Raw genomic sequence first — 22,811 nt, forward strand, 5'->3', positions numbered from 1 at the left:
ATTAAGTGGCGCGCCGGCTGTTCTCATTTCAGGTGAGAACCGGGGCGAGGACGATGTCAAAGCGGGTGCGTGCCCAGGACTGGTTGTTCACGTCGCGGCCATCGGGGGTGGGGGTGCCGGGGGGCTGCGTTTCAAATTTCTTGATCAGTGAGTCTTTGACGCCGAACACGGAGTCGCCAATTTCGATTTGAGGGTCTCCTTGGACGAAGATGTGTGTCACGAGGGGGCGCAGGCCTTCAGCGGTCACCATGAAGTGCAAGTGGGAAGCGCGCACTGGGGAGCGCCGCGCAGCCTCGAGCATTTTACCGACGGGCCCGTCGTGGGGGATGGGGTAGGGGGTCGGGGTGAGGCCCCAGAAGGCGTACTTCCCGTCCTGATCAGCGTTCAGATGTGCGCGTCCTGCCACGCGGTGGTCGGTGTACTGGACGTCGTAGAACCCGTCTTCGTCTGCCTCCCAGACTTCAATGCGGGCGCCGGGGACGGGGGCCCCTTCGGTGTCGGTGACAGTTCCTTCGACCCAGCAGGGCTGCCCGTTGGCGCCTCCGGCGATGTCGCCGCCGATCGGGATTTCCGGGGCATCGGCGACGAAGAACGGTCCAAAGACCGTAGCTTCGGTCGCCTCCTTGTATGCCTGGTTATTGATCGCGATGGTCTGCATGGAAGCCCCGAGCACGTCGGAGAGGAGTACGAATTCCTGGCGCTTGTCATTAGTGATGTGCCCGGCGGCGGTGAGGAACCCGATGGCGGCGTTCCATTCCTCCTCGGTGAGGCGCACTTCTCGAAGAAAATTGTGCAGGTGCCTGGTCAGGGACTGCATCAGTTCCTTCAGCCGTGGGTCCTCGGCTTTGTCGAAGGATGCGACGACGGTGTCCACAAGCTGCTGCTCGACAGCAACCTGCTCGGCTGCAATTTGGACTGTTGATGTGTGGGTGGACATGGCGGGTTCCTTAGAATCCGGGGATGGTGCCGGAGTAGGCGGAGCGGAGCAGTTCCTCAAGATTCTCTTCCGTGACCGGGCGCGGGTTGGAGCCCGGGATTGCGGGCAGGATTAGCTTGACCGCTTCGGCGATGTTTTCCTCGGCCAGGCCATGGTGTTTCAGGGCCTTGGGCGCACTAAGGGTTTCTCGCAGGGCGTTGAGTCCCTTGAGGGCGTCATCGGCTCCGAAGGCGGCGGCGATCCGGACCTCAGCGTCCGGCGCGGAGGGCGCGTTGAATGCCAGCACATAGGGCAGGACAGTCGCATGTGTTTGGGCGTGGGGCAAGTTGTAGGCCCCGCCGAGGACATGACAGATCTTATGGTGCATCCCTGAGCCGGCGGAGGCGAATGCGACCGCGGAAAGGTACGCCCCATACAGGGCCTGTTCTCGGCCCGTGAGGTCCGACGGGTCATCCTTGATCAGCGGAAGCCCCTGGTTGAGTGCGCGGATTCCCTCCGCGGCCAGCGCCTGATTGATTGGGTCGGCACGTGGAGCCCACATCGAATCGACACAGTGGGCCAAGGCGTTGAGGCCGGAAGCGACAGACAGGTCAACGGGAAGAGAGAGCGTCAGGGCTGCGTCGTAAATTACAGTGACAGGCAGGACCCTGTCGTCCACACCGGTGGTTTTCCGGGAGGCTTCCGTAAGCCCCCAAACGTTGGTGGCTTCGGACCCGGCGTAGGTGGTGGGGACCGCGATGATGGGCAGTCCTGTGGTCATGGCAATGGCTTTAGCGACGCCCGTCGTTGAGCCGCCGCCGACACAGACCAGCAAGTCAATGCCCAGCTCTGCAGCTGTCGACCGCGCTTTTTCTGCCTTCTCAATGGGTACATGGGGTGCAACGTCCTCATAGAAGGACGTGACATCGATTCCGGTCGTCACGTCGGCAGCGATCGGCGCTTCGAACTCGGCGGCGATCACCATCACCCGTGTGGCGCCCAGCCGGGATACCTCTGCGGCGAGGTTTACAGCTGCCTTGCCAGAGCCGAACAAGACACGCTGTCCCAAGGTTACATGCTCAAAAGTAGTCATCAGACCAACGCCTCCTTGGCTGCGAGTTCGGCATCATGGCTGTAGAGCCAACCGTTGGCGAGCAGTGGGTCCCCTTGGGCCAGGGTGTCATCGCGCTCCCGCTGGTCAGGGCCGTCGGGCAGATGGTTTATGTGTTTTCGGGCCCGGCTAAGCTGCTGAATCTTCGTAGTCCGGCTGATACGCACTTTTTCATAGGTGCGTAGGGCGCGGGCCGGGTCCTGGGGGTCATCGGCCAGGCACTGCGCGAGGGCAGCTCCGTCTTCGATGGCCTGGGCAGCGCCCTGGGCGAAGAAGGGGAACATGGGATGGGCTGCGTCGCCGAGCAGAGTGATCAGGCCATAGGACCATTGCGTCAACGGTTCACGGTCCAGCAGGGCCCAGCGTCCCGGTGTTCCGGCTGCCCGGATCAGTTCCGTGAGGCGGGGATCCCAGCCATCAAACTCGCCGAGCAGTTCATCGACGGTCGATTTCGTGCTCCAGGATTCCGCAGTGAAATCGCCGGCGGGACCGAATGCAACAATGTTGACGGCGCTGCCACCGGATATGGGGTAGTGCACCAGATGGTGCTCCGGTCCAATCCACAAAGTCTGGGCTGCCCGACGGGCGAACTCGGGGGCATCCTCCATCGGCACGATAGCCCGGTAGGCGCACATGCCGGAATATTCTGCTGGTCCAGAACCGGCAATCGCGTTTCGCACCACAGAGTGGACTCCATCGGCACCGATGAGGATGTCTGCATCAGCGGTGCTGCCATCATCAAATGTCAGCCTCGCACCGCTGTGATGTGGCTGAACTTCCACGCAGCGTTTGCCCAGCCGCAGCCACTCCTGCGGGACCGCCGCCTTGACGGCATCCAACAGGTCTGCGCGGTGGGCCACATAAGTACGTTCCCCGTAAATATCCTCACACCTTCCGGTCAGCTGCTCGGATGACAGAACTGCGCCGTCCTGCCAGCGTCGGAATTCCCATCCCACATCCAGAGGCACTGCCCTTTCAAGGAACGCATCGATATGGCCCAGACGGCGTATCAGGCGTGCAGCGTTGGGAGAAACCACCAGGCCGGCGCCGACTGCGCCCAACTCCGGTGCCTGTTCGTAAACTGTTGCGGTCATACCCGCGCGGTGCAGGAAGCCAGCTGCCGCCAACCCGCCGATGCCGCCGCCCAGAATGACAATGCGGAGACCTTCCGGTCCCGCTGTCCTATCCGTATCTGTAGTCATGCTTGATTCCTTCCGGGGAGGGATCGTCGCGTGAGCGACATTCCGGGCTGTGGGCTTGGATCCATAGTCGGTTTGCCTACGACAAATGAGAGGATAGTGTTCATTGAACGAACGACTGGTTCGTGTAATTGCCCGAAACGACGGAGGCCGCGATGCCGCTGACCACCGAACCTGGGCGCAGCGTCGCCTCCCGCCTCAGTGCCGTACTTTTCGCCTTCAAGGCCGGCGGCGGCAGCTTAACGCTTGCCGATCTCACCCGCCGCACTGGTATGCCCCACCCCACCGTGCGGCGACTGGCACTGGAGCTGCTCTCCGAGGGCTTACTGGAGCGGACCGATGACGGTAAGTACGTGATCGGGATCAAGGTCTGGGAACTGGGCACACTTGCCCCTCGGAGTGTTCCCCTCCGCACGGTCGCTTTGCCGTTCATGGAGGATCTCCACGCTGCTCTGCAGCAGCACGTCCAACTGGCGGTGCTCGACGGCCTGGAAGCTGTAGTTGTCGAGCGGATGTCCGCGTCCAAGGCACTCGGGCTGGTTTCCCAAGTTGGGGGTCGCCTTCCGCTGCACAGTTCCGGTGTAGGTAAGGTGCTCTTGGCCCACGGCGGTGAGAGCCTATTTCGGCAAGTCACCTCGAAGGACTTAGAGAAATACACGCCCACTACAATCACCGACCCCGATAAGCTTCGAACTGACTTGGGCGAATACAGGCGGACAGGTTTTGCACTGGTGGACCAGGAGACGAGTCCGGACGCGCAGTCCGTCGCAACGGCCATTTTCGACCGCTCAGGGGAGTGTGTTGCTGCGCTCTCGGTTGTTGTTGCAGCGGGAACAGTGAACCTGAACTCGGTTGTGCCTGCGGTAGTGGCAGCTGGCAGAGGGATTTCCCGCAGGCTCGAAGCTCCAATGTTCCGGCGCACCTCGCCGTAAGTCCACACAGGAAAAGCCGCCCCAAGCGGGGGAGCGAGTGAAGCCGAAACCGCCCCGGTGACTCGCCATGTTCGGTTGCCCTACGCCACAGTGATCGAACAATTGATTGCAGGACCACCATGTCAGCCGCTGACTGTCCTCCCGGACTAGATGTATTGACCACGGACGTTGATGACGCTCGGCGTGGTTTGGTGACATGAAGAAGACCTCCGGGTGGAGTGGGGCTTGTCTAGAGTCCAATTCCACGCACGGAGGTCTTCATGTCCCACCCTAACGCTCTTCTGACGCCTCGTGGCAGGCTGCGGCTCGCGCAATGTGTCGTTGATCAGTGCTGGAGTCTGCGCCGGGCCGCGGAACGGTTCCAGGTCTCGGTTCCGACCGCCGCGCGGTGGGCGCGGCGCTACCGCGAGCACGGCCCGGCTGGGATGGAGGACCGCTCCAGCCGCCCGCATTCTTCTCCACGGCGGACGGCAACGCGTATCGAGCGGCGGATCATCGCCCTGCGCGTCAACCGCCGGTGGGGGCCTGCCAGGATCGGTTATCTGCTGGGCATCCACCCGTCCACTGTGCACCGCGTGCTGTCCCGTTACCGGCTGGCGAAGCTGGCCTGGCTCGACCGCGGCACCGGAAGGGTGATCCGCCGCTACGAACACGACAGGCCCGGGGACCTGGTCCATGTCGACATCAAGAAACTCGGCCGGATCCCGGACGGCGGTGGACACCGGGTTCTGAGCAGGGCCGCCGGACGCCGAAACAAAGCCGGGACGCCGTCCAACCGCCGGCCCGGCTACCACTACCTCCACAACGCAGTCGATGACCACTCCCGCCTGGCCTACACCGAAATCCTCGCGGACGAGACAAAGGAAACAGCAGCAGCCTTTTGGCAGCGGGCCAATGTCTGGTTCCAAGCCCAAGGGATCACTATCCAGCGGGTCCTGACGGACAACGGGAACTGCTACCGGTCCAAGGCCTTCGCTCAGGCCCTGGGCCCGGACATCAAGCACAAACGCACCCGCCCCTATCGCCCGCAGACCAACGGCAAGGTCGAACGGTTCAACCGCACGATGCTGGAGGAATGGGCCTACATCCGGCCCTACCGCTCCGAGGCCGAGCGTGTCGCAGCTTTCCCCGAGTGGCTCCATGCCTACAATCACCACCGAGCCCACACTGCCCTCAAGGGTCAGACACCGGCCAGCCGCGTCACCAACCTCTCAGGTCAATACAACTAGATCGGACTCGCGTGGGTCCAGCCCGGCGCCCAGTCTGTGGCCATCATTGGCAGGTCAGGGGAGTACGCGGCCGCTTGGTGTGTGGTCGTGAGGCCGGACCGGTGAACCTGAATTCGGTCGTGCCCGCCCTGGCGGCTGCCGGCCGTGGCATCTCAGGGGAGCTGCGTGCCGCTTTGCCCACGCGGGGTTCCATCAGGGCCGAACATCAGGCCTGACCCATCTCCCTGAGAGTCCTTGGATGACGGTATTGTTCGTTCAATGATCATTCCTGCTTGGGGCGGCCGTTACCGCTGGTAGACATGGCAACAACCAATACATGGCGAAGGAGCCAATATGACGAACCGTGATGTCAGCGGAACTACATTCGAATACCGCTTCCGCGACCCCAAGATGACCCCGGAAGCACGCGGGGGAACGCTGCCGGAGTACCGGAGTTCCCTCGAAGACGGAATGCTGATCGAACGCGACGTCGTCGTCACCACCCGCACGGGCGTCGAGATTTTCATCGATGTCTTCCGGCCGAACAACGATGAGCCGGCAGCGCCGCTGGTTGCGTGGATGCCCTACGGGAAACATAACCCCCTGCCCATCCAGAAGATCTTCCCCAACGCCGGCGTTCGGCCCGAATGGACCAGCAGCCACACGGCCTTTGAGTGCCCGGACCCGGTGTACTGGGTGCAGCACGGTTACGCAGTCATCCTTGTGGACCTGCCGGGAACGTGGAACTCCGGCGGATCTGCGACTTACTGTTCTCCTGAGGAAGCAGAAGCTTTCTACGACCTCATCGAATGGGCTGGAACGCAGCCTTGGAGCAATGGAAAAGTAGGATTGTCCGGCGTCTCATACCTGACCGTTGCGCAGTGGCGCGTAGCAGAGCTGGAGCCACCCCATCTCGCGGCCATCAATCCCTACGAAGGATGGACCGACACCTACCGGGAGGTCGTCCGGCATGGCGGAATCCCGTCAACATCTTTCTGGCCGTACTTGTCTCAGCGGTGGGGCGCGAGCCGTACGCAAATAGAAGACCTGGAGCGGGAAACAGCCGAGCATCCCTTCTTCGACGCGTTTTGGCAGAGCAAGTCAGCCGAACTGGAAAAGATCCGGGTGCCCGCCTACGTGGTGGCGAGCTGGAGCGACCAGGGCCTGCACACGAGGGGAACCCTTGAAGGATTTTCCCGCATTTCTTCATCTGAAAAGTGGCTGGAAGTTCACGGCGGAAAAAAGTGGGCGCACTACTACGAACCTGAAAGTGTGGAACGCCAGCGGGCCTTTTTTGACCGTTACCTGAAGGGCATCGACAACGACGTCCTGAACTGGCCGCCTGTTCGGCTGGACGTACGACAATCATCCGGCGTAGGTAAGTACCGCACTGCCGGGGAATGGCCCCCTGCAGAGACTGACTACCAAAAGTTGTATCTCGATGCCTCACGGGGGTCCCTCGATTGGACGCTTCCTCCCCAGGAAGCATCCGCCAGCTACGACGGTGCCGGAAGCGGCCCGGGCGCTCACCGCGCCGAGTTTGAGTTTACTTTTGACCGGCCCATGGACCTCGTCGGTCACATGAAAGCCACGCTGTACGTGAGTGCCGAGGCGCCGGACATGGATCTTTTCGTCGCGGTCTGGAAAATCAATGCCGCCGGCGACGCAGTTACTTTCCCGTACTACGGCAATTTCGAAAACGGTGCTGTGGCTCTTGGCTGGCTCCGCGCGTCACACCGCGAACTCGACGAAAATCGTTCCTCGGATTACCTGCCGGTCCTGGCCCACCAGCGTCTCCTCGAAATGGAGAATGGAGCGCCAACCCGTGTCGACATAGAAATTCTGCCGTCCGGTACCAGTTTCCAGCCAGGGGACAGGCTCCGCTTCGTCGTGCAGGGCACAGATGTACACAAGTTCCCAAGGAAAGAAGTGTTCGCGCGGCACGAGGACACGGTTAATGAAGGAGTCCACGTGATTCACACAGGCGGCCGCTTCGACTCGCACCTGCTGGTTCCGGTCCTCTAACAGCAGCACCAGCAGATGGGAAGAGGGATGCCTCCGAAGGAATTATCTTCGGAGGCATCCCTCTTGGTTATCCCGTGAGTCCGATGAGTAGCGCCCGGGGACGAACGGCCGGCGGCTGTAGCCGGGCCGCGGCGGTCTGGCTCAGCGGCTTGCTAAGGCACCATGGGTTCCCAAGAATTTCGCGACGTCGGCGTTGAAGAGGGCAGGTTGCTCCAGCTGGGGCAGGTGCCCGCATTGCTGGTACGTCAACAGCGTCGCGTTCGGGATCCGTTCAGCCAGCGGCGCCGCATATCCCGCCTCGCGGAGTTCGTCATCGGCTCCTGCAATCAGCAAAGTAGGCACCCGGATCCGCTCGTAGGGGATCGTGTCCAGGTTTCCGAATTCAGAACGCGAACCGGACAGGGGTGACTTGAACCGGGCAGCGGCTACTGCCTCCCAGGCCCCTGGCTGGATTGCCGCCTCATACCGCGCCAAGAGGAACCGCTCGTCCTCCAACAGCGCCTGGTCATAGACAAAGTGGCGGACGATACGGCGCATGCCTTCCAACGTGCAGTCAAAGTCCAGTGTTTCCCTGCGGGCTTCGTTCATCGGAATGACACCGCCACCTGACACCGACACAATCGAGCCGATGGACCAGTCATATTCGTCGCCGGCGGCGACCATGAGAAGCAGCGTGGCGCCCATGGATACGCCACAAAAAGCTGCTGTCCCAAGGTCCATGGCCTCCAGGAACCTCGTCATGTGCCAGAGGCGCCGTTTGCGGCCGCTGCCGAAGTCGTGAAGCTTGTCCGTTCCCCCGAAGCCAAGCCAGTCCGGGGCTACAACGCGGTGCGTGGAGCTCAGCGCTTTGATGGTGGGGTACCAGGATAGCTCGGCGGAGGATCCGTAGCTTCCATCATGGAGCAGAACCACCGGGGGTCCGTCACCGCAGTCGAGGTAGTGGGTTCGGATTCCGTCGACGACTATGGTGCGACTTGCTGCCGAGGGTACATATCTGGTCATCACAGGGGCCGTTCTGCTTGGTAATTAAGTTGGCGGAGGCCGGAGGGGAGAGAGGCGTCCGGCGATCGGCGATGCGCAAACGGACCTGGGCCTGGGCGGAACTCCCTCAGCGGCATTGGGCTTGGAGCTTCAAGTCTGCAGCTCCACGTGGAATTAGCCATTCCCATGTTCGCTCAATGATCAATCCGCAGGAGCCGGCGGGGAAGTTTTTGGAGCGGTGTTCGTTCCCTTCAGCGTCTTCTATGTTCGTTCAATGAACACCCTGCTTGAAACGAAAGTTATCTGGATCACAATCAAACTATTCACCGGACGTTGCGGACTGAAGCATCATACGGGGGGCTGCGACTGTCACTGACGACGGTGTCAGGCGAATATTAGGGGCGATTGACGCCCGGCAGGGAGGTATTTTGTTTCACCACATTATGAGGTTTGCAATGAAGGACGATCTGGCATCAGATGAGCGCGAAGAAGTGTGCCGGCAGATCGCCTCGCTGGAGAATTTGCCGTCCACGCTGACGTCCAGGGTGTGTCAGGATGTGGGCAATCCCGACGACGGTTTTACGCACTCTGCCATCATCACCTTCAGCGGCGAAGCGGACTACCTGGCCTACCTCACAGACCCCGATCACGCTGACGTGATCGACTACGTCTTGCCGCGCTGGAAGAAGATGATGTTTTGTGATGCTTCCGAAGAATTCGATCCCGGAATGTATGGGCGGATCCAGGACACGGTCGTGCAAATGAGCGGCAGCCCGGAACTCCGTGCCCACATCGGGAAGATCACTGCACGGGTAGAACCTCGACAGGCTGTGTAGACATATGCCCCGGCTCCGTGTCCAGAACGGCGCCGCAACACCACTACATGGATTCTTATCGGGCTATTCAATGGGCCTATCCAGGGTGCGCCACTGGCTGCCCCACGACAACCACGGAGAAACAATGACAACCACGGATTACAAGCCGGCAGTCGCCAATGGTGCTTTCCGCACTCCCGCCCCCGGGCGGGAGTTGCGCTACATGGACGGCTCGGGTGGAGAAAAAACCATGTACGTCCTCGCCGACGCGTCGCAAACCAACCGCCGCGTGACAGTGGCCATTCACGAACTGGCGCCGGGTGAAGAATCGGGCGTCCATATGCATACTCTGGAGGACGAGGGCTTCTATGTCCTTGAAGGGACCGTCACCTTCCAGATGCCCCATGATGACTGTGTGATCGAAGCCGGGCCGGGTGAGTTTGTGTGGCATCCGGTCGGCAGGGCACACAGTTTCACCGCTGGAGATGCGCCGGTCAAGGTTTTGCAGTACCTGGTGCCAGGTACGGACCTGGTCCCCAAGTTCTTCGAGGAAAGTGCCGAACTGGCGTTGGACACTCCGGAACAGATCGCAGAGCTGGGCGAGAAAGCGTTCCGTGAGTACGGGGTGCGGGTCTTCGGTCCCGAGGGCGCTCCGCCGTCGAAGCGGCCTGCAGCCTCCCGCGGCCCGGTAACACCGGATGCCAGGCTCCTGATGCCTGCGGAGGTTGACCGTATGGTCAACGCCCCCTTCAAATCTGACGCCACCGCCAAGTACACGCTGAACGTTGACCGCGGCGTGATGACGGGGGTTGAACTTATATTCCATTCCTGGGGTCATCAGACGGGGGATCTGTTCGAGCTGCTGGAGGTTGCCTGGAGCAAGCCCGACATCGTATTTCCCCACGTGCACACGCTGGAGGAAGAAGGCTTCTACGTATTGGAGGGTGAATTCACCCTTTACGTCGCAGAACCGGAGGGAATCACCAAGCAGGTGGGCCATCCTGGCGACTTCCTCTGGGGCCCGCGCGACTACCCGCACTACTACCACATCACCGGCGCGGAAGGCGCGCGTGTCCTCACCTGCCTGGTTCCCGGCGGATCGGGATTCACGAAGTTCTTTTACGGAATCGCGGTAGAAGGACGGGGCGCCGACCTGTCAACGGAGGAAAAACTCATCGAATTCGCCGAATGGACCAATAAGACTTCGGGACAGTTCCTGGTTGGACCGAGCGAATGGCCCGGCGAATTCCCGTCGCCTGAACTGACTCTGGAAACGCCGTCGAACTGATCAGCACCAAGAGAATCTTCCGGAAGGCCGCAGCCGGCCGATTCTCATGATCCGGGTCCCCGAGGTGCCCCAGTGCACCTCGGGGCATTTCCCGGTGTCCCACGCCAGCCGCGTCTCCAGCCGGCCGTCCCTCAGCCGCTGACGAATCGAAGCACTCGCGGAAAACTTCAAGAACCAAGCAAAGAGATGGAACAAAGTGGATCTTCTCGAAAAGATACGTGCAGGAAAAATGTCCAAGTTCCAGGTGGGCGTGATTGTTACCTGCTTCCTGGTCAACATAATTGAAGGTTTCGACATCTTCATGATGGCCTTTGTCATGCCTGCACTGTCCGCAACATGGAACCTCGGTCCGGTGCAGATCGGTTATCTGCTCAGTGCAGCCCTTATCGGCATGACGGTCGGATCCTTCGCCCTGTCTCCCCTGGGGGATCGGATCGGCCGCAGGCGGCTGATCCTGGCTTGTCTGGGAGTTGTCGCTGTCGGCATGGGCCTGTCCTATCTCGCCGCTGATCCGACCCAGCTGGTGTTCCTGCGGGCGCTCACGGGACTCGGGGTAGGTGGCACCATGTCAAGTGTCAGCGTTCTGGTCTCGGAGTACTCGACCGAAAAGCACGGCGGGTTGACTATGGGTTTGTACACCACGGGGCTACCTTTGGGTGGACTCGTAGCGGGTGCGGTGATTGGCGCAACAGTCGGTCCGTGGGGCTGGCGGTCCGCGTTCCTTGCCGGTGCCCTGGCCACGGTCCTGGTGGTTGCTGTGGCTTCGCGGTTCCTCTCGGAATCCCTCGACTTTCTCACAATGAAACGTCCGCCCAATGCTCTGGACCGGGTCAACGCCATTTTGCTCAAAATGAACCACCCCGCGCTGACTGAGCTTCCGCTGCGCGAACAAGCCGGAAGCCCGAGATTCTCGGAGGTTCTTCGCGAGATATTCGGACGACGGATGCTGGCGATAACAGTGCTGATGTGGCTGTCCTTCGGAATGCTGCAGGCTGCCTACTTCTCCACAACGTCATGGACGCCCCAGGCACTGACATTTGCTACCGGCAACGCGCAGTTAGGCGTCCTGGCCGGATCGCTCGTCAGCTTGGGGGGCATTCTTGGGTCAGTCGTGTTCGCGGTGCTGTCCGTTTGGATCCCCAAGCGCGTGCTGACAATAGCATTTCTGGGCGTGGCCGCGGTGATCTATGTCGGATTCTCCGCTTCGTTGGGGGCGGTCGCCGTAGCGCTGGTGCTTGCTGTTGCATTGGGGCTGGTGAACAACGCTTCGATTGCGGGCTTCTATACGCTTGGGCCGCGCGTCTACTCCCCGGTTGCAAGGGCCACTGGGTTTGGTTGGATACTCGGCGCGGGCCGCATCGCCTCCTTCGCCGCTCCCATCGTGGTGGGCTATCTTATCGGCGCGGGCTGGAGCATCCAGACCATATTCATAGCCTTTGCCGTTCCGATGGTTGTTTCTTCGGTACTTCTTGTGATGGTCACGGCATTGGAACGGCGGCGCAGCATGCTTCCGCAGGGTGAGGTAGCCCTCGCCGGCAACACTTCGGCGTAGAACCCCACGACCTTACGCACTCACAGTCCGAAATGTGCACAGGAAGCTGCGTGCTCGGTCCATGCTGTGCACCACGACGGTGTCCCCATCTCTGGCGAACCGCAACAGTTCCGTTAGCTCCGGCCTGGCAGTGTCTCTGCCGGAGGCCTTGTCCGTGAAGACCCTGTCCAGGACCTGGCCTTCGATCTGACGTTTCTCGTTCTAGTCCATCGTGCTCACCCGCAGATACCCGATCCGCTGCCCGGCCCCTGCCGCCTCCAACCTTCGCCCGTAAGACAGAGCTCTAGAACCGTCCTACACGGAAGTTAACAGGCCGTGGGTGTGGCAGCAAAAAAGCCTCTACTCAGAACGTGGACTCTTGATGCCCCGACGTCCATATTATGGACGCCGACCAATTGCGGGGGCATGTATTGAGGTGACCCCGTAGCAAAAGCTTGCGCAGATTACAGAATTGTTACGGCGCTTCTGCCCAGGAAGGATAGGGCGTTCGCAAGGGGGCCTGCAGTCGTTCTCCGCAGAAGTACTGAGCATAAGTCTCGACGCCGCCCCGTCCATCGTGTCCGCCCCGTGGATGCGGCCGGGAAAGGAGCAAGGGGAGCCGCCACATGCTGCGCCGGAGGTCGTCCTGGACGTTCTCAAGCCACTGTTCCTCGGTACCCTCAGGTGTTCGGCAGCTACCTCAACCCAGAGATCGAACCGCTGGATAATGTTGACATTGAACTCACCTACGGCCGAAGGATCACGGACCCAGCAGGAGGACATCAGTAGGATCCCCGACCTATGTCAGACTTTCTACAGCATCGACGCGGACCTGCGGGCGCCTCGCCGCCTGCGGCGTCCTTCCTGGAGTCGGACTTGGCGACCCGGCGGGAAAGCTGCACAACGAACGCGATCGGGTCGATCAAAGCACGCGAAACCGCTGCCCGAAAGGCCTTATTCTCGTCACCATATCTCGTGATCCTACCGGCGGGGGCCGGGCACGCTGGGTGATGAGGTGGAAGGCTGCGCTGAACGCACTCGCCATTACCTTCACCGGCGAGTTCGAGAGAACCGCTCAATAGTGAAACCGGCGGGAGCTTACACACCGAAGGTCCTATAGACGTCAAGTGAGTCCAAGGTCGGTTTTCAGGGCGTGGTAGACCTCCCGGGCAATGAAGCGTTTGAGGCATCGGAGCACGTCCTTCTTCGACAGTCCTTCAGCGAGGCGTCGCTTGACGTAATAGATGGTGGGCTGGTGGTAGCGCATCCGGCAGACCGCGATCATGTGGAGCGCGGCGTTGGCTTGACGATCACCGTCTCGGTGCCGGCGCATGCGATGCGTCTTGCCGGAGGAGACCGGGATCGGCGCGACGCCGCAGAGTCTGGCGAATGCGGCCTCGGGGTGGAGCCGCTCAATGTTCTGCCCGGCGGTGATCAACAGCTGCGCGGCGTGCCCCTGGCCCGATCGCGAGCTTGGACGTCAGCGTCGGCGCGGTGCGCTCGACGAACTGTTTGAGTGAGGCGTCGGTCTCGTTGATCTCCTCATCGAGCATCTGGATCCTCCGGGCCATGGCGCGCAGTGCACGCTTTGTGGCTTAAAGCGGGTCATCAAGACGATCCAGATCAGGCCGCAAACCCGCGCATCGTGCCACCAGCACGGCTGCGGACCGTTCCGTGAGCTGCTCCCGCAGCTGCGCAGGCGCTGTGACTAGAAGACTGCGCAGTTGGACGATCGTTCTCGTGCGGGAACGAACCGCGGATTCCCGGGCCAAGCGCAGCACACGGATCGACTCGACAACACCCGTGGTGACCTTCGGGATCGCGGTGGCCTGCCCCGAGAGCGCTTTGCGCGCTGCTGCTTCAGCGTCGATCGAATCGTCTTTGCCGCGGCGCGCTCTCAGGTGCGGGTGCGGCTGGTTGACTTCCACGACATCGACACCTGATTCGAGGAGGAACCTTGTGATGCCGGCCGCATACGAACCGGTGGATTCGACGCCGATCTTGTCAATTAACCCGAACTTTGCCAACCAGTCCAGCGCGTCACGATATCCGCGTGATGAAGCGACCCGTCGGTGTCAGGACAATGCCCGAGAGCACGTCAGTTAATCAGCAAGTCAGACCCGCCCGGAGCAGCCAACTCCATCTTCATTGTTTATCGGACAGCTCCTGAACTGCTACGTGTGGGCAATAGTTTTCTTTGCCTTGGGAGCATGCGTAGCAAGTACCGCACCCCCACGGCCCGTACACGGCCACGGAGTCGCCGAGCTGCACGCCCACGACTCCGTCTCCGAGCTTGTCTATGATACCGGCGCCCTCATGTCCAAGCGTCAAGGGAAGCCCGAAGGCGTACTTCTCTTCTGGCAAGTTCATGATGAACTCGTCCGAGTGGCACACTCCGGCCGTGGTGATCTTCAGCCGGACCTGGCCAGGGCCGGGCTCCGGGGTTTCGATTTCTACCACTTCAGGGGGCGCACCGATGGTGCGGTATTGCAAAGCCTTCATCTCGCCTACTCCTGATCCGCTACCCGCGAGGGCTGCATGGTTCCTCTGACTGACGTTACCGATTTCTAATGCAAACGCACTGGCCTGCCGAGGGGAAGTTTCCACGTGCACATAGATGAGCCCTGGAAATTCGATACCATATACTTCACCACCGTGAATCCTGAAAAGCTCGGGTCCACCAGACAACGACCGGGACGTCGGCCTGTCCAAACCACTTGCCACCCGCCCGGCGCCCCCAGACGCACTCACCGCGTCGCACGTCCATGGACACCGGCCGTTCTATGCGGACTTAGAGCGACGCGGCTTTCCTAAGGCTGATGCCACCACAAACCCAGGCGAGACCGCGCCATGCTGAAGGGTCAATTACCGGCCAGCTGCATCACTACGCTGCGTGGTAATGCAGCTGTCTGCTTGACTGCCAGCTCAGGCCCACCGCTGATCGTCGATGCGAAGGCTTCGCATCTTGCGGTAAAGAGTGGAGCGCGCGATACCCAGCAGGTCAGCGGCGGCAAGCTTGTTCCCCCGGCAGTCGTCCAATGCTGCCACGATTGTCTCCCGCTCGGAGCGCTGGAGGGACGGGAGTGGGTTTCCGGCGGCCCGTCGATACTCTGCCGGAAGATGAGAATCGCCTATGTCCGCGCCCCCCGCGCGTAGTCGAGCCGATGCGAGCACGGCTCCGAGTTCGCGAATATTTCCAGGCCAAGTGTGGTTGCCGAGTGCCCGCAGGGCGGCCGCCTGAACGCGCGGTGAGGGACCGCCATCCCCGCGGAGCAGCGCAGTTGCGATATCGGGGATGTCCTCGGGCCGTTGCCGCAGAGGAGGAAGCTCGACACGTACTCCGAAGTGGTCAAGCAGTCGGGCGGCTTGGCCACTCAAATCGGCGACGTTGGCAGTCGCCACAACACGTGCGGTATGAGGACTTCCCAGAAGGGCCGCGAGAAGGGCAACGTGGGTTGGAGGCAGAACCTCGAGTTGCCGGATGATGACGGGTTCCGGGCCGTCAAGTTTGCTGCGGATCTGCATAGCCCAGTCCTGTTCAACTGCGGCGAGTGCGGCCTCGAAAATAACCGCATTGCCACCGGCGATGCGCGTCGCAAGGCGGGTCTTTCCTGTTCCGGATTCGCCCGTGAGGAGGACGTCCCGCCCGGAGCGGGCAGCGGATTCCATGTCGGCGAGCGTTCGGCGCCACGTTGCACTGCGCCCAGGCAGCTCCGGGTCAGATGACGGCGGCGCAGGTTTGCGGTGTGGCGGTCCCGAACCAGCAGCCCGAAGCTCGACGACCACTCCTGCGGCGCCGCCGGGCCGTTCGCCCACCATTCTGCCCCATGCTTGGAGCACTGCCCCGCTGCGCAAGGTGACTTCCGACCTGATCTCCGTTCGCTGGGCCATCGATGCCGTGGCCCAGTCCCAGAGCAGGGCATGGTCTGTAGGATCGAGCAGGGTGGCTGCTGCAGTGTTCTTGATCAGGAAGTCCTCGTTGAGGCTGACCACAGCGGCGGACGTACGGCGTGAGGCTCCGAGGAACTCCTCAAGGAGCATGCGCTCCCGCAGCGATGACTCGGCATACATACGGGACTTGATCTCCCGCGCTGCCGATTGCAGTAGCGGAACCATCAAGCCATGTCTGTCCAAGGAATTGCAGGACACACTGAGCACACCCGTCAGGTTCCGCCTTAGCGGATGATGCAACGGTGCCCCCGCGCATGTGAAATTTTGAAGGTTCTCCCGGTAGTGCTCCGACCCCGTGACTATGACCGGATTTGATGTTTCGATGACGCTGCCGATGCCGTTGGTTCCGATATGTTCCTCACTGTAACTGGAACCAGGGACACACAACGCCTCGTCCAGATGGCGCGAGTACATGTTGCCGGAAGCCCTCCGGTCCAGTATGCGTGCTTCAGGATCCGCCAGGATTACCGCAGTGCCAGCCGGGAGCTGGTCTGCAAGCCAGTCGATAACAGGAGTGGCGGCCGTAACGAGCAGCCGATTGGCCCCTTCCGTGAGTGGGGAGAACGGAACATCGGTGCCATCTGGAGCTACCCCCGACAACCGCGATCGACGCCAGGACGTCGTGATCTCCGGGCGGAGCTGGGCATTTGGATCCAACTGATCATCCGAAAAAAAATCCTTGCGAGCGTTACTAACGACCCGCTCCCGATGGTCAAGAATCACGTGGCACCTCGCTGTGCTTGCAATCTGATGGAAGGCCACCGCCGTTGCGGTGTGGTCTAAGTCAACCTCACTAAGCCGCGACAGGACTGTCCCATAATGCTACACGCAGCCCGGACTGTCCGAACTGCCTCAGAATCGGACACTTTCGCAAGCCCCGATGAAGCCATGATTCTCAGCAGGACCAAACACATCCAAAGAAATGGTTCGCACAGCCATCTAACAGACAGACTTGAGGAGCAGTGACATGGCACCAGCAAACGAGACGCCCGGGACGAAGGAACAGGTTGGGGTCGACGTCGAGGCCATCATCATCGGGGCCGGAATAGGCGGCCTCCGTGCCCTGTGGGAGCTCCGTTCGCGCGGCATCTCCTCGAAGGTCCTGGAGAAGGGGTCGAACGTGGGCGGCACCTGGTACTGGAACCGCTACCCGGGAGCACGTACCGACAGTGAGAGCTGGGTGTACTGCTATTCCTTCGATAAAGACCTTCTGCAGGAGTGGGACTGGAAGGAGCGATTCCCGACCCAGTCCGAGATGCAGGCGTACCTTGAGCACGTCGCCGACCGGCATGACATGCGCAAGGACATAACATTCGGTGTCACCGTGACGTCCGCGATCTTCGACGAGAACGCGAACGTGTGGACGGTGACTACAGATGCTGGCGCGACATACACCTCGCGTTATGTCGTGGCTGCGACAGGTCAGCTGGGTATCCAGCACTTCCCGGTCGAGGGAGTCGAGAACTTCAAGGGAATCGCGTACCACTCCTCGAGCTGGCCGGAGGAACCCGTGAGCTTCGAAGGAAAGAGGGTCGCGGTCATCGGCACCGGAGCTACGGGCATCCAGATCATCCCTCTGGTCGCCCAGGAAGCCGGGAGCCTGACGGTCTTCCAGCGCACACCCAACTTCGTCATGCCCGCCCGGAACTATGTTCTGACCGACACCCACCGCGCTGCCATCAAACGCGATTATGACGATGTTTGGGCCAAGGTCAGCGAGCAGCCTTTCGGCATGGCATTCGATCCGGTTAACCGTGTTCTCGGTGACACCGAACCCGCATCCCGGAACCAGGTTCTGGAGGCTGGCTGGGAGGCCGGCGGCTTCCGCTACATCTTCGAGACGTTTGATGATCTCCTGACCGACGAGGAGTGCAACGCTGCGGCTTCCGAGTTTGTGCGGAATAAGATCCGAGCAATTGTGAAGGATCCCGTGACTGCTGAGCTGCTGTGCCCAACCGATCACCCGGTGGGAGGTAAGCGTGTTCCTCTCGGCCATTTCTATTACGAGACCTTCAACCGCGCCAATGTGAGCCTGGTCGACGTCAACTCGAACCCCATCGAGCGGTTTACCGAGAACGGGCTGATGACGGCCGATGGTGAGCTCGAGTTCGACGTCGTAATTATCGCCACCGGATTCGATGCCGTGAGCGGCGCGCTTACCCATATGGACGTCCGTGGCCGCCAAGGACTGTCGATGAAGGAGCGCTGGGCCGATGGCGCTGAAAGTTTCATGGGGGTAATGGTCGACAGGTTCCCGAACTTCTTCACTATCCTCGGCCCACAGGGCCCATTCTCGAACAACCCCCCTGTTATCGAACACCAGGCGGAGTGGATCGGGAAGGTCATCACTTACTGCGAGCAGCAGGGCATTGCTGCGGAGGTGTCGACTGAGACAGTCGAGTCCTGGTACCGGATCGCGAAGGAAGCATTCGATTCGACAGTTCTCGGTGCTGGCGAGCAGGCGCACAGCTGGTACCTGGGAGCGAACATCCCCGGTAAAGCGCACCGTATCCTCTACTGGTTCGGCGGCTCGCCGGCCTACAACGACATGCTCGACCGGACCGAGGAAGCCGGCTTCCACCTCATCGGTGCACGGCAGGCCGCACCCGTCGCCTGACCCTTGCCCCGGCTTGCCGGCACCGCAGCCCGGCGAAGCTCACACCAATATCAACCCTGTATAACCACACATCTTGAACGGAGCAGTCATGGCATTTCTTGAGGTCGAAAAGGGCAAGCGCGTCTACTACGAGCACTACCGCGGGGACAAGACCCCCGTGGTGCTCGTGCACTGCTGGGGAGGCACAGCCCAGCTGTGGAACTCGACGCTCAGCGCGCTGCTCAGCGCGGGGCACGAAGTGGTCAGGCTGGACCAGCGCGGCTGTGGGCAGTCTGACAAGGACTTCTCGGATGCATCCATCGGAGCGATCGCATCCGACGTCGTCGCTCTTGTGGAGCACTGCGGACTGGCCAAGCCGGTCATTAACGGCTGGTCCTTAGGCGGTGCGGTTGCAATGGAGGCTGGATCGCGACTGGGCGACAATGTCAGCGGGCTCGTTCTGACAGGTGCAGCCACCCCCCGTTTCACGCCGACCGAAGGCTGGCCGTACGGCAACGACCGTCAGGGAAGCGAGGACAACCTGGCCCTGATGGCCGTAGACCGTCCGGCAGTGATGAAGGGTATTGCGGATGCATGCTTCGCCAAGCCGGTGTCACCTGAGCTGGCCGCGTGGGCATGGAGTCAGTTCGCACTGAACGGGCCCGTAGCTGAGCAGAGCCTGCGTGAGCTGCTCGATATTGACCAGCGGCAGCTCGCTCGTGAGTTCGACCGGCCGGTTCTCGTCGTGGCGGGGGACGAGGACGCCTTTGTGCCGTACGACGGCGTCCTGGCGGCAGTGGATCTGTTCCCAAGTGCCCGGCTGGTGAAGATGGAAGGATGCGGGCACGCTCCGAACATGGAGAACCCGAGCGCGTACAATGCCGAGCTGCTCTCCTTCCTTCAGGAGATCGGCGAGGGCGCTGACGCTCGGCAGGGCGACGCCTAGTTATTGGCCTCGTGTAGCCCGCGGAAATCCAGCGCCGCCGACATCGACGATGTCGGCGGCCACCTGTAGCACGTGGGACTGGATCATGGTTCTCCCCCTGGGCAACTGTTTCATGTAGCCGCGGTTCGACATGGAGCAGGTCGGCAAGACTCCTTATGGCAACACTGAAACACATGCTTTGGTCAGCGAAGCGCGTTCCTGGGCGAGGACGGCGACCCTGTTCGCAGGATTTGGGATCGCCGGCCTCCCCAGTAGGACACCAAGGGGTCGAAGGCCGGGACTCTTAGGCATCAGGGTGGCATGAAGCGAATCTCCAGACCGGGAAGGTGCAGAATTTATGAATACTCGAGGACAGCTCCGAGACAAAATAGTCGTCATAACCGGGGCAAGTTCGGGAGTCGGGCGAGCCAGCGCCACCGTGTTCGCCGCTGAAGGCGCGAAAGTCGTCGTGGCCGACATTATCGAGGAGCCGTTGGCGGGAGGCTTCGGAGCCGACGAGGAATCCTCGACCGCTGAATTGATCAAATCCAACGGGGGTGACGCCGTCTTCGTCAAGTGCGACGTCACCAAAGCGGGTGAGGTCGATGCTGCGGTCCGAGCTGCTGTGGAGCGCTACGGCCGCCTGGACGTGATGTTTAACAATGCCGGGGTTTACCGTGGCGGAAAATTGCTGGACGAGTTCACGGAAGAAGACCTCCAGCTCTGTTTCGACGTTAACGTCAAAGGTACTTTCCTGGGGACTCAGGCGGCCATTCGACAGTTTAGGGACCAACAGCGCGTCAGTGCGGACAACGCCGGAACGATCATCAACCTGGTCTCAACTGCGGGACTCCATGGCAACCTGAAGCAATCGGTTTATAACATTTCCAAGGCGGCACAGGCCAACCTGACGCGTTGTGCCGCCCTCGAATATGGTCCGGAAGGAGTACGGATCAATGGGATTTGTCCTACGTTTACCAAAACCGCGCTGACGCGGAATCTCTTTGACGACACTGCCTTCATGGAGAACTTCACCGACAGCGTTCCGCTAAAGCGCTGGGGAGAGACTGACGACATCGCCAAATTGGCTCTATTCCTAGCCAGTGATGCATCGAGCTACATCCACGGCGCTCTTATTCCAGTAGACGGAGGCAAATCCCTATGACGAATGGATCAGCGGCGGGCACTAAGGTGCCCGCGACCACCCCTGCATCTCGAGGAGAAGATGGGGGAGTTAAGTATCCACTTACGATCCGCGGGGCTGTGCTGGAAGACGCAGGCAGGGACCGGCCTTACGCTATGTCCCGTCCAGTATCGGTTACTGAAGTCACATTGTCCGCACCGGGACCCGATGAGGTCCTGGTGCGGATCGAAGCGGCCGGGGTATGTCACTCGGACCTATCCGTGGTCAACGGAAGTCGGGAGCGTCCCCTCCCTATGCTGCTGGGCCATGAGGCGGCCGGCCGGGTTCTGGACCGTGGAACTGAGGTTACCGACTTGGAGATCGGCGACCGCGTGGTGATGGTATTCCTGCCTCGCTGCGGGCAGTGTTCCGGCTGCAGAACCGGTGGCAAACAACCGTGTTCTCCGGGTACTGAGGCGAACACTGCGGGCACGCTCTTCAGCGGTGGAATTCGTCTGGAACGTGCTGGCGGCCCGGTAAAGCACCATTTGGGTGTGTCGGCCTTTGCCACCCACGCCGTTGTGGATCGTCGCTCAGTTGTCCGGGTCGATGATGACATCCCCGCCGAAGTGGCAGCCGTTCTAGGGTGTGCTGTGCTCACCGGCGGCGGAGCGGTACTGAACGCTGCCCGGCCGGGACCGGATGACAGCGTCGCCGTCGTGGGCCTTGGCGGGGTGGGGATGGCTGCCCTTATCACGGCACTTTCCTTGGGTGTGAAGGAAGTGATTGGCATTGACAACCTGGAAGAGAAGCTTGACCAAGCACTCGCAGCAGGTGCCGGCGCCTCCTATACTCCAGCACAGGCCTCTGAAAGAGGGATAAGGGCGGACTATGTCATTGAGGCCGCAGGCCATCCGCGAGCCTTTGAAGCGGCCATCGGGCTCACCGCTCCGGGCGGAACAATGGTAACGGTCGGGCTGCCGGCTCCGGACGCCCGCTCTACAATCAGCCCCCTGGCCATCACTGCAGAAGCAAAGACGATCACCGGGTGCTACCTCGGGTCCGCTGTTCCGGAACGGGACATTCCCGTATTCGCCCAGCTTTGGCGCGAGGGCAAGCTCGCCGTCGAAACACTTATCTCGTCCCGAATCCGACTGGACGAAATCAATGAGGCCTTCGACCATCTCGACGCGGGCCGGGCCGTGCGCCAAGTGATTATCTTCGACGATCCCGGCGAAGCCGGCTAGTCCCCATCACCAATCGAGGGCCGCAATGCTGCGGTTCATAAAAGCTAGCCGGCCCCCACGGGTGTCTGGTGCAAGGAAGGATGTTTCGTGAGTATTTATCCGGGAGTGGTCTCCGGTACGGTCGATGCCGCGGGGGCAACTGTCCGCTACTACGACGGCGGCCAATCGGGCTCCGGCCCGGTCATTGTGATGGTGCACGGCACCGGTGGCCGGACGGACACGCATTTCTTCACCCTGTACCCGATGCTGGCCTCACGCCATCGGGTGATTGGAGTGGACATGTCGGACCAGACTCCCGGGGAGGAGCCGCTGACAGTTGACCACTTAGCAGCCCAGGTACGGGCTGTGCTGGATGCGGTGGTTCCTGGGCGGTCCGTGGTCCTGGTCGGATACTCCTTAGGGGCGGCGACGGTCGCTGTTATGGCCGCCAAACACCCCGAGCTCGTGGAGGCTCTCGTACTGGTCAACGGTTGGGCCGTGACCGATCACGCCCTCCGGTTGCGCCTGTCGCTGTGGCGGAGACTCTACGAGCAGGGACCCTCCGAAGCCTTGGCGGAGTACATGATGCTCAATGTGTACAGCCGCGTCTGGCTCAACGCGAGATCCTGGACCGAGATCGAACAGCTGCGTACCGCCTATCAGGTGGGTCCGGGCAGCAACCGCATGATGGAGCTGAATTCTGCCCTGGACATCTCCTCGTCCCTGGCTGGAATTCAAGCCCGCACGCTGGTGATCGGCAGCACGTTTGACCAGCTCATCCCCATCGGCCACAGCCACGAACTCTTCGGCGGCATCACCGATGCGCGCCTGGCAAAGGTCGGCAGTGGCCACGCATCGGTGACGGAGCGACCGGCCGAGATTTTCCACCTGATCGATCATTTCGTCCGAGAACCACAGGACCATCCCGCTGGGACCGTGGTTGGCGACGACGTCCTGCAGCAACTGAGCCGACTCTAGAAACAC

General features: G+C 61.3%; 19 protein-coding genes and 3 pseudogenes. 12 read left to right on the top strand and 10 right to left on the bottom strand.

What is annotated here, in order from left to right; all coding sequences use genetic code 11:
• Positions 1-28: 28 nt before the first annotated feature.
• From LDN82_RS09760 to LDN82_RS09770, 3 genes are read right to left on the bottom strand one after another with little or no spacing between them, the layout of a single operon-like run.
• Positions 29-937, bottom strand: coding sequence for a dioxygenase (locus LDN82_RS09760; RefSeq protein ID WP_224167198.1), 909 nt, complete (start codon positions 935-937; stop codon positions 29-31).
• 10 nt (positions 938-947) lie between these two features.
• A complete protein-coding gene (locus LDN82_RS09765) occupies positions 948-2,009 on the bottom strand; it encodes a maleylacetate reductase (protein ID WP_224167199.1) in 1,062 nt (353 codons plus the stop codon).
• A complete protein-coding gene (locus LDN82_RS09770; protein ID WP_224167200.1) occupies positions 2,009-3,229 on the bottom strand; it encodes an FAD-dependent monooxygenase in 1,221 nt (406 codons plus the stop codon). The genes LDN82_RS09765 and LDN82_RS09770 overlap by 1 nt, the downstream gene beginning before the upstream one ends.
• A 152-nt stretch (positions 3,230-3,381) precedes the next feature.
• Here LDN82_RS09770 and LDN82_RS09775 point away from each other — a divergent pair, with 152 nt between their 5' ends.
• From LDN82_RS09775 to LDN82_RS09785, 3 genes are all read left to right on the top strand, one after another.
• Complete coding sequence (locus LDN82_RS09775) at positions 3,382-4,158, top strand: IclR family transcriptional regulator (protein WP_224167201.1); 777 nt, start codon at positions 3,382-3,384, stop codon at positions 4,156-4,158.
• A 260-nt stretch (positions 4,159-4,418) separates the two neighbouring features.
• Positions 4,419-5,387: an IS481 family transposase gene (locus LDN82_RS09780; RefSeq protein WP_224167202.1), complete on the top strand. Its 969-nt coding sequence runs from the start codon at positions 4,419-4,421 to the stop codon at positions 5,385-5,387.
• Between the two features lie 333 nt (positions 5,388-5,720).
• The gene (locus LDN82_RS09785) at positions 5,721-7,391 is read left to right on the top strand and encodes a CocE/NonD family hydrolase (protein ID WP_224167203.1); all 1,671 of its coding nucleotides are present in this window, start codon (positions 5,721-5,723) and stop codon (positions 7,389-7,391) included.
• 141 nt (positions 7,392-7,532) lie between these two features.
• Here the strand turns inward: LDN82_RS09785 and LDN82_RS09790 are convergent, their stop codons facing one another.
• Entirely contained in the window at positions 7,533-8,393 is an 861-nt protein-coding gene (locus LDN82_RS09790) for an alpha/beta hydrolase (RefSeq protein WP_224167204.1), read from the bottom strand.
• 434 nt (positions 8,394-8,827) lie between these two features.
• Here LDN82_RS09790 and LDN82_RS09795 point away from each other — a divergent pair, with 434 nt between their 5' ends.
• From LDN82_RS09795 to LDN82_RS09805, 3 genes are all read left to right on the top strand, one after another.
• Positions 8,828-9,208 (top strand): Dabb family protein, encoded by a 381-nt coding sequence (locus LDN82_RS09795; protein WP_263422289.1) that lies wholly within the window; start codon positions 8,828-8,830, stop codon positions 9,206-9,208.
• Positions 9,209-9,332: 124 nt separating this feature from the next.
• Positions 9,333-10,475, top strand: coding sequence for a cupin domain-containing protein (locus LDN82_RS09800; RefSeq protein WP_224167205.1), 1,143 nt, complete (start codon positions 9,333-9,335; stop codon positions 10,473-10,475).
• Between the two features lie 229 nt (positions 10,476-10,704).
• A complete protein-coding gene (locus tag LDN82_RS09805; protein WP_224167206.1) occupies positions 10,705-12,027 on the top strand; it encodes an MFS transporter in 1,323 nt (440 codons plus the stop codon).
• Between the two features lie 54 nt (positions 12,028-12,081).
• Here the strand turns inward: LDN82_RS09805 and LDN82_RS09810 are convergent.
• A pseudogene (locus tag LDN82_RS09810) lies at positions 12,082-12,237 on the bottom strand (recombinase family protein); the annotation flags it as partial.
• A 630-nt stretch (positions 12,238-12,867) separates the two neighbouring features.
• Between LDN82_RS09810 and LDN82_RS09815 the strand changes: the two are divergent.
• Positions 12,868-13,088: pseudogene (locus tag LDN82_RS09815) on the top strand (IS256 family transposase); the annotation flags it as partial.
• A 41-nt stretch (positions 13,089-13,129) separates the two neighbouring features.
• On the opposite strand, the gene LDN82_RS09820 reads toward LDN82_RS09815, so the two are convergent.
• The 5 genes and pseudogenes from LDN82_RS09820 to LDN82_RS09840 form a co-directional block, all read right to left on the bottom strand.
• The gene (locus LDN82_RS09820; RefSeq protein ID WP_263422290.1) at positions 13,130-13,444 is read right to left on the bottom strand and encodes a transposase; all 315 of its coding nucleotides are present in this window, start codon (positions 13,442-13,444) and stop codon (positions 13,130-13,132) included.
• Entirely contained in the window at positions 13,419-13,559 is a 141-nt protein-coding gene (locus LDN82_RS09825) for a hypothetical protein (protein ID WP_224167207.1), read from the bottom strand. Before LDN82_RS09825 ends, LDN82_RS09820 begins: the two co-directional genes overlap by 26 nt.
• A 42-nt stretch (positions 13,560-13,601) precedes the next feature.
• Complete coding sequence (locus LDN82_RS09830) at positions 13,602-14,033, bottom strand: IS110 family transposase (RefSeq protein ID WP_263422291.1); 432 nt, start codon at positions 14,031-14,033, stop codon at positions 13,602-13,604.
• A gap of 157 nt (positions 14,034-14,190) precedes the next feature.
• A pseudogene (locus tag LDN82_RS09835) lies at positions 14,191-14,508 on the bottom strand (alcohol dehydrogenase catalytic domain-containing protein); the annotation flags it as partial.
• A 423-nt stretch (positions 14,509-14,931) separates the two neighbouring features.
• Positions 14,932-16,614 carry a helix-turn-helix domain-containing protein gene (locus LDN82_RS09840; RefSeq protein ID WP_224167208.1) on the bottom strand — a complete coding sequence of 561 codons (1,683 nt, stop codon included), beginning with the start codon at positions 16,612-16,614 and terminating at the stop codon, positions 14,932-14,934.
• 310 nt (positions 16,615-16,924) lie between these two features.
• On the opposite strand from LDN82_RS09840, the gene LDN82_RS09845 reads away from it, so the two are divergent.
• The 5 genes from LDN82_RS09845 (at position 16,925) to LDN82_RS09865 (ending at position 22,805) form a co-directional block, all read left to right on the top strand.
• Positions 16,925-18,574 (top strand): NAD(P)/FAD-dependent oxidoreductase, encoded by a 1,650-nt coding sequence (locus LDN82_RS09845; RefSeq protein ID WP_224167209.1) that lies wholly within the window; start codon positions 16,925-16,927, stop codon positions 18,572-18,574.
• Positions 18,575-18,662: 88 nt separating this feature from the next.
• Entirely contained in the window at positions 18,663-19,499 is an 837-nt protein-coding gene (locus LDN82_RS09850; RefSeq protein WP_224167210.1) for an alpha/beta hydrolase, read from the top strand.
• 337 nt (positions 19,500-19,836) lie between these two features.
• On the top strand, positions 19,837-20,643 hold the full coding sequence (locus tag LDN82_RS09855; protein WP_224167211.1) for an SDR family oxidoreductase: 807 nt from the start codon (positions 19,837-19,839) through the stop codon (positions 20,641-20,643).
• Between the two features lie 134 nt (positions 20,644-20,777).
• The gene (locus LDN82_RS09860) at positions 20,778-21,848 is read left to right on the top strand and encodes an alcohol dehydrogenase catalytic domain-containing protein (protein WP_224167212.1); all 1,071 of its coding nucleotides are present in this window, start codon (positions 20,778-20,780) and stop codon (positions 21,846-21,848) included.
• A gap of 87 nt (positions 21,849-21,935) precedes the next feature.
• Positions 21,936-22,805 (top strand): alpha/beta hydrolase, encoded by an 870-nt coding sequence (locus LDN82_RS09865; protein ID WP_224167213.1) that lies wholly within the window; start codon positions 21,936-21,938, stop codon positions 22,803-22,805.
• The last annotated feature ends 6 nt before the right edge of the window (positions 22,806-22,811 follow it).

The organism is Arthrobacter sp. StoSoilA2, from assembly GCF_019977195.1.
In the GTDB taxonomy this organism is placed as follows: Bacteria; Actinomycetota; Actinomycetes; order Actinomycetales; family Micrococcaceae; genus Arthrobacter.

Excerpts from the sequence above, each read along its gene's own strand:
- LDN82_RS09825 (WP_224167207.1), bottom strand. The coding sequence starts at position 13,559 with ATGCTCGATGAGGAGATCAACGAGACCGACGCCTCACTCAAACAGTTC.
- LDN82_RS09775 (WP_224167201.1), top strand. The coding sequence starts at position 3,382 with ATGCCGCTGACCACCGAACCTGGGCGCAGCGTCGCCTCCCGCCTCAGT.
- LDN82_RS09855 (WP_224167211.1), top strand. The coding sequence starts at position 19,837 with ATGAATACTCGAGGACAGCTCCGAGACAAAATAGTCGTCATAACCGGG.
- LDN82_RS09800 (WP_224167205.1), top strand. The coding sequence starts at position 9,333 with ATGACAACCACGGATTACAAGCCGGCAGTCGCCAATGGTGCTTTCCGC.
- LDN82_RS09760 (WP_224167198.1), bottom strand. The coding sequence starts at position 937 with ATGTCCACCCACACATCAACAGTCCAAATTGCAGCCGAGCAGGTTGCT.
- LDN82_RS09795 (WP_263422289.1), top strand. The coding sequence starts at position 8,828 with ATGAAGGACGATCTGGCATCAGATGAGCGCGAAGAAGTGTGCCGGCAG.
- LDN82_RS09790 (WP_224167204.1), bottom strand. The coding sequence starts at position 8,393 with ATGACCAGATATGTACCCTCGGCAGCAAGTCGCACCATAGTCGTCGAC.
- LDN82_RS09805 (WP_224167206.1), top strand. The coding sequence starts at position 10,705 with ATGTCCAAGTTCCAGGTGGGCGTGATTGTTACCTGCTTCCTGGTCAAC.
- LDN82_RS09850 (WP_224167210.1), top strand. The coding sequence starts at position 18,663 with ATGGCATTTCTTGAGGTCGAAAAGGGCAAGCGCGTCTACTACGAGCAC.
- LDN82_RS09770 (WP_224167200.1), bottom strand. The coding sequence starts at position 3,229 with ATGACTACAGATACGGATAGGACAGCGGGACCGGAAGGTCTCCGCATT.
- LDN82_RS09780 (WP_224167202.1), top strand. The coding sequence starts at position 4,419 with ATGTCCCACCCTAACGCTCTTCTGACGCCTCGTGGCAGGCTGCGGCTC.
- LDN82_RS09845 (WP_224167209.1), top strand. The coding sequence starts at position 16,925 with ATGGCACCAGCAAACGAGACGCCCGGGACGAAGGAACAGGTTGGGGTC.
- LDN82_RS09785 (WP_224167203.1), top strand. The coding sequence starts at position 5,721 with ATGACGAACCGTGATGTCAGCGGAACTACATTCGAATACCGCTTCCGC.
- LDN82_RS09860 (WP_224167212.1), top strand. The coding sequence starts at position 20,778 with ATGTCCCGTCCAGTATCGGTTACTGAAGTCACATTGTCCGCACCGGGA.
- LDN82_RS09765 (WP_224167199.1), bottom strand. The coding sequence starts at position 2,009 with ATGACTACTTTTGAGCATGTAACCTTGGGACAGCGTGTCTTGTTCGGC.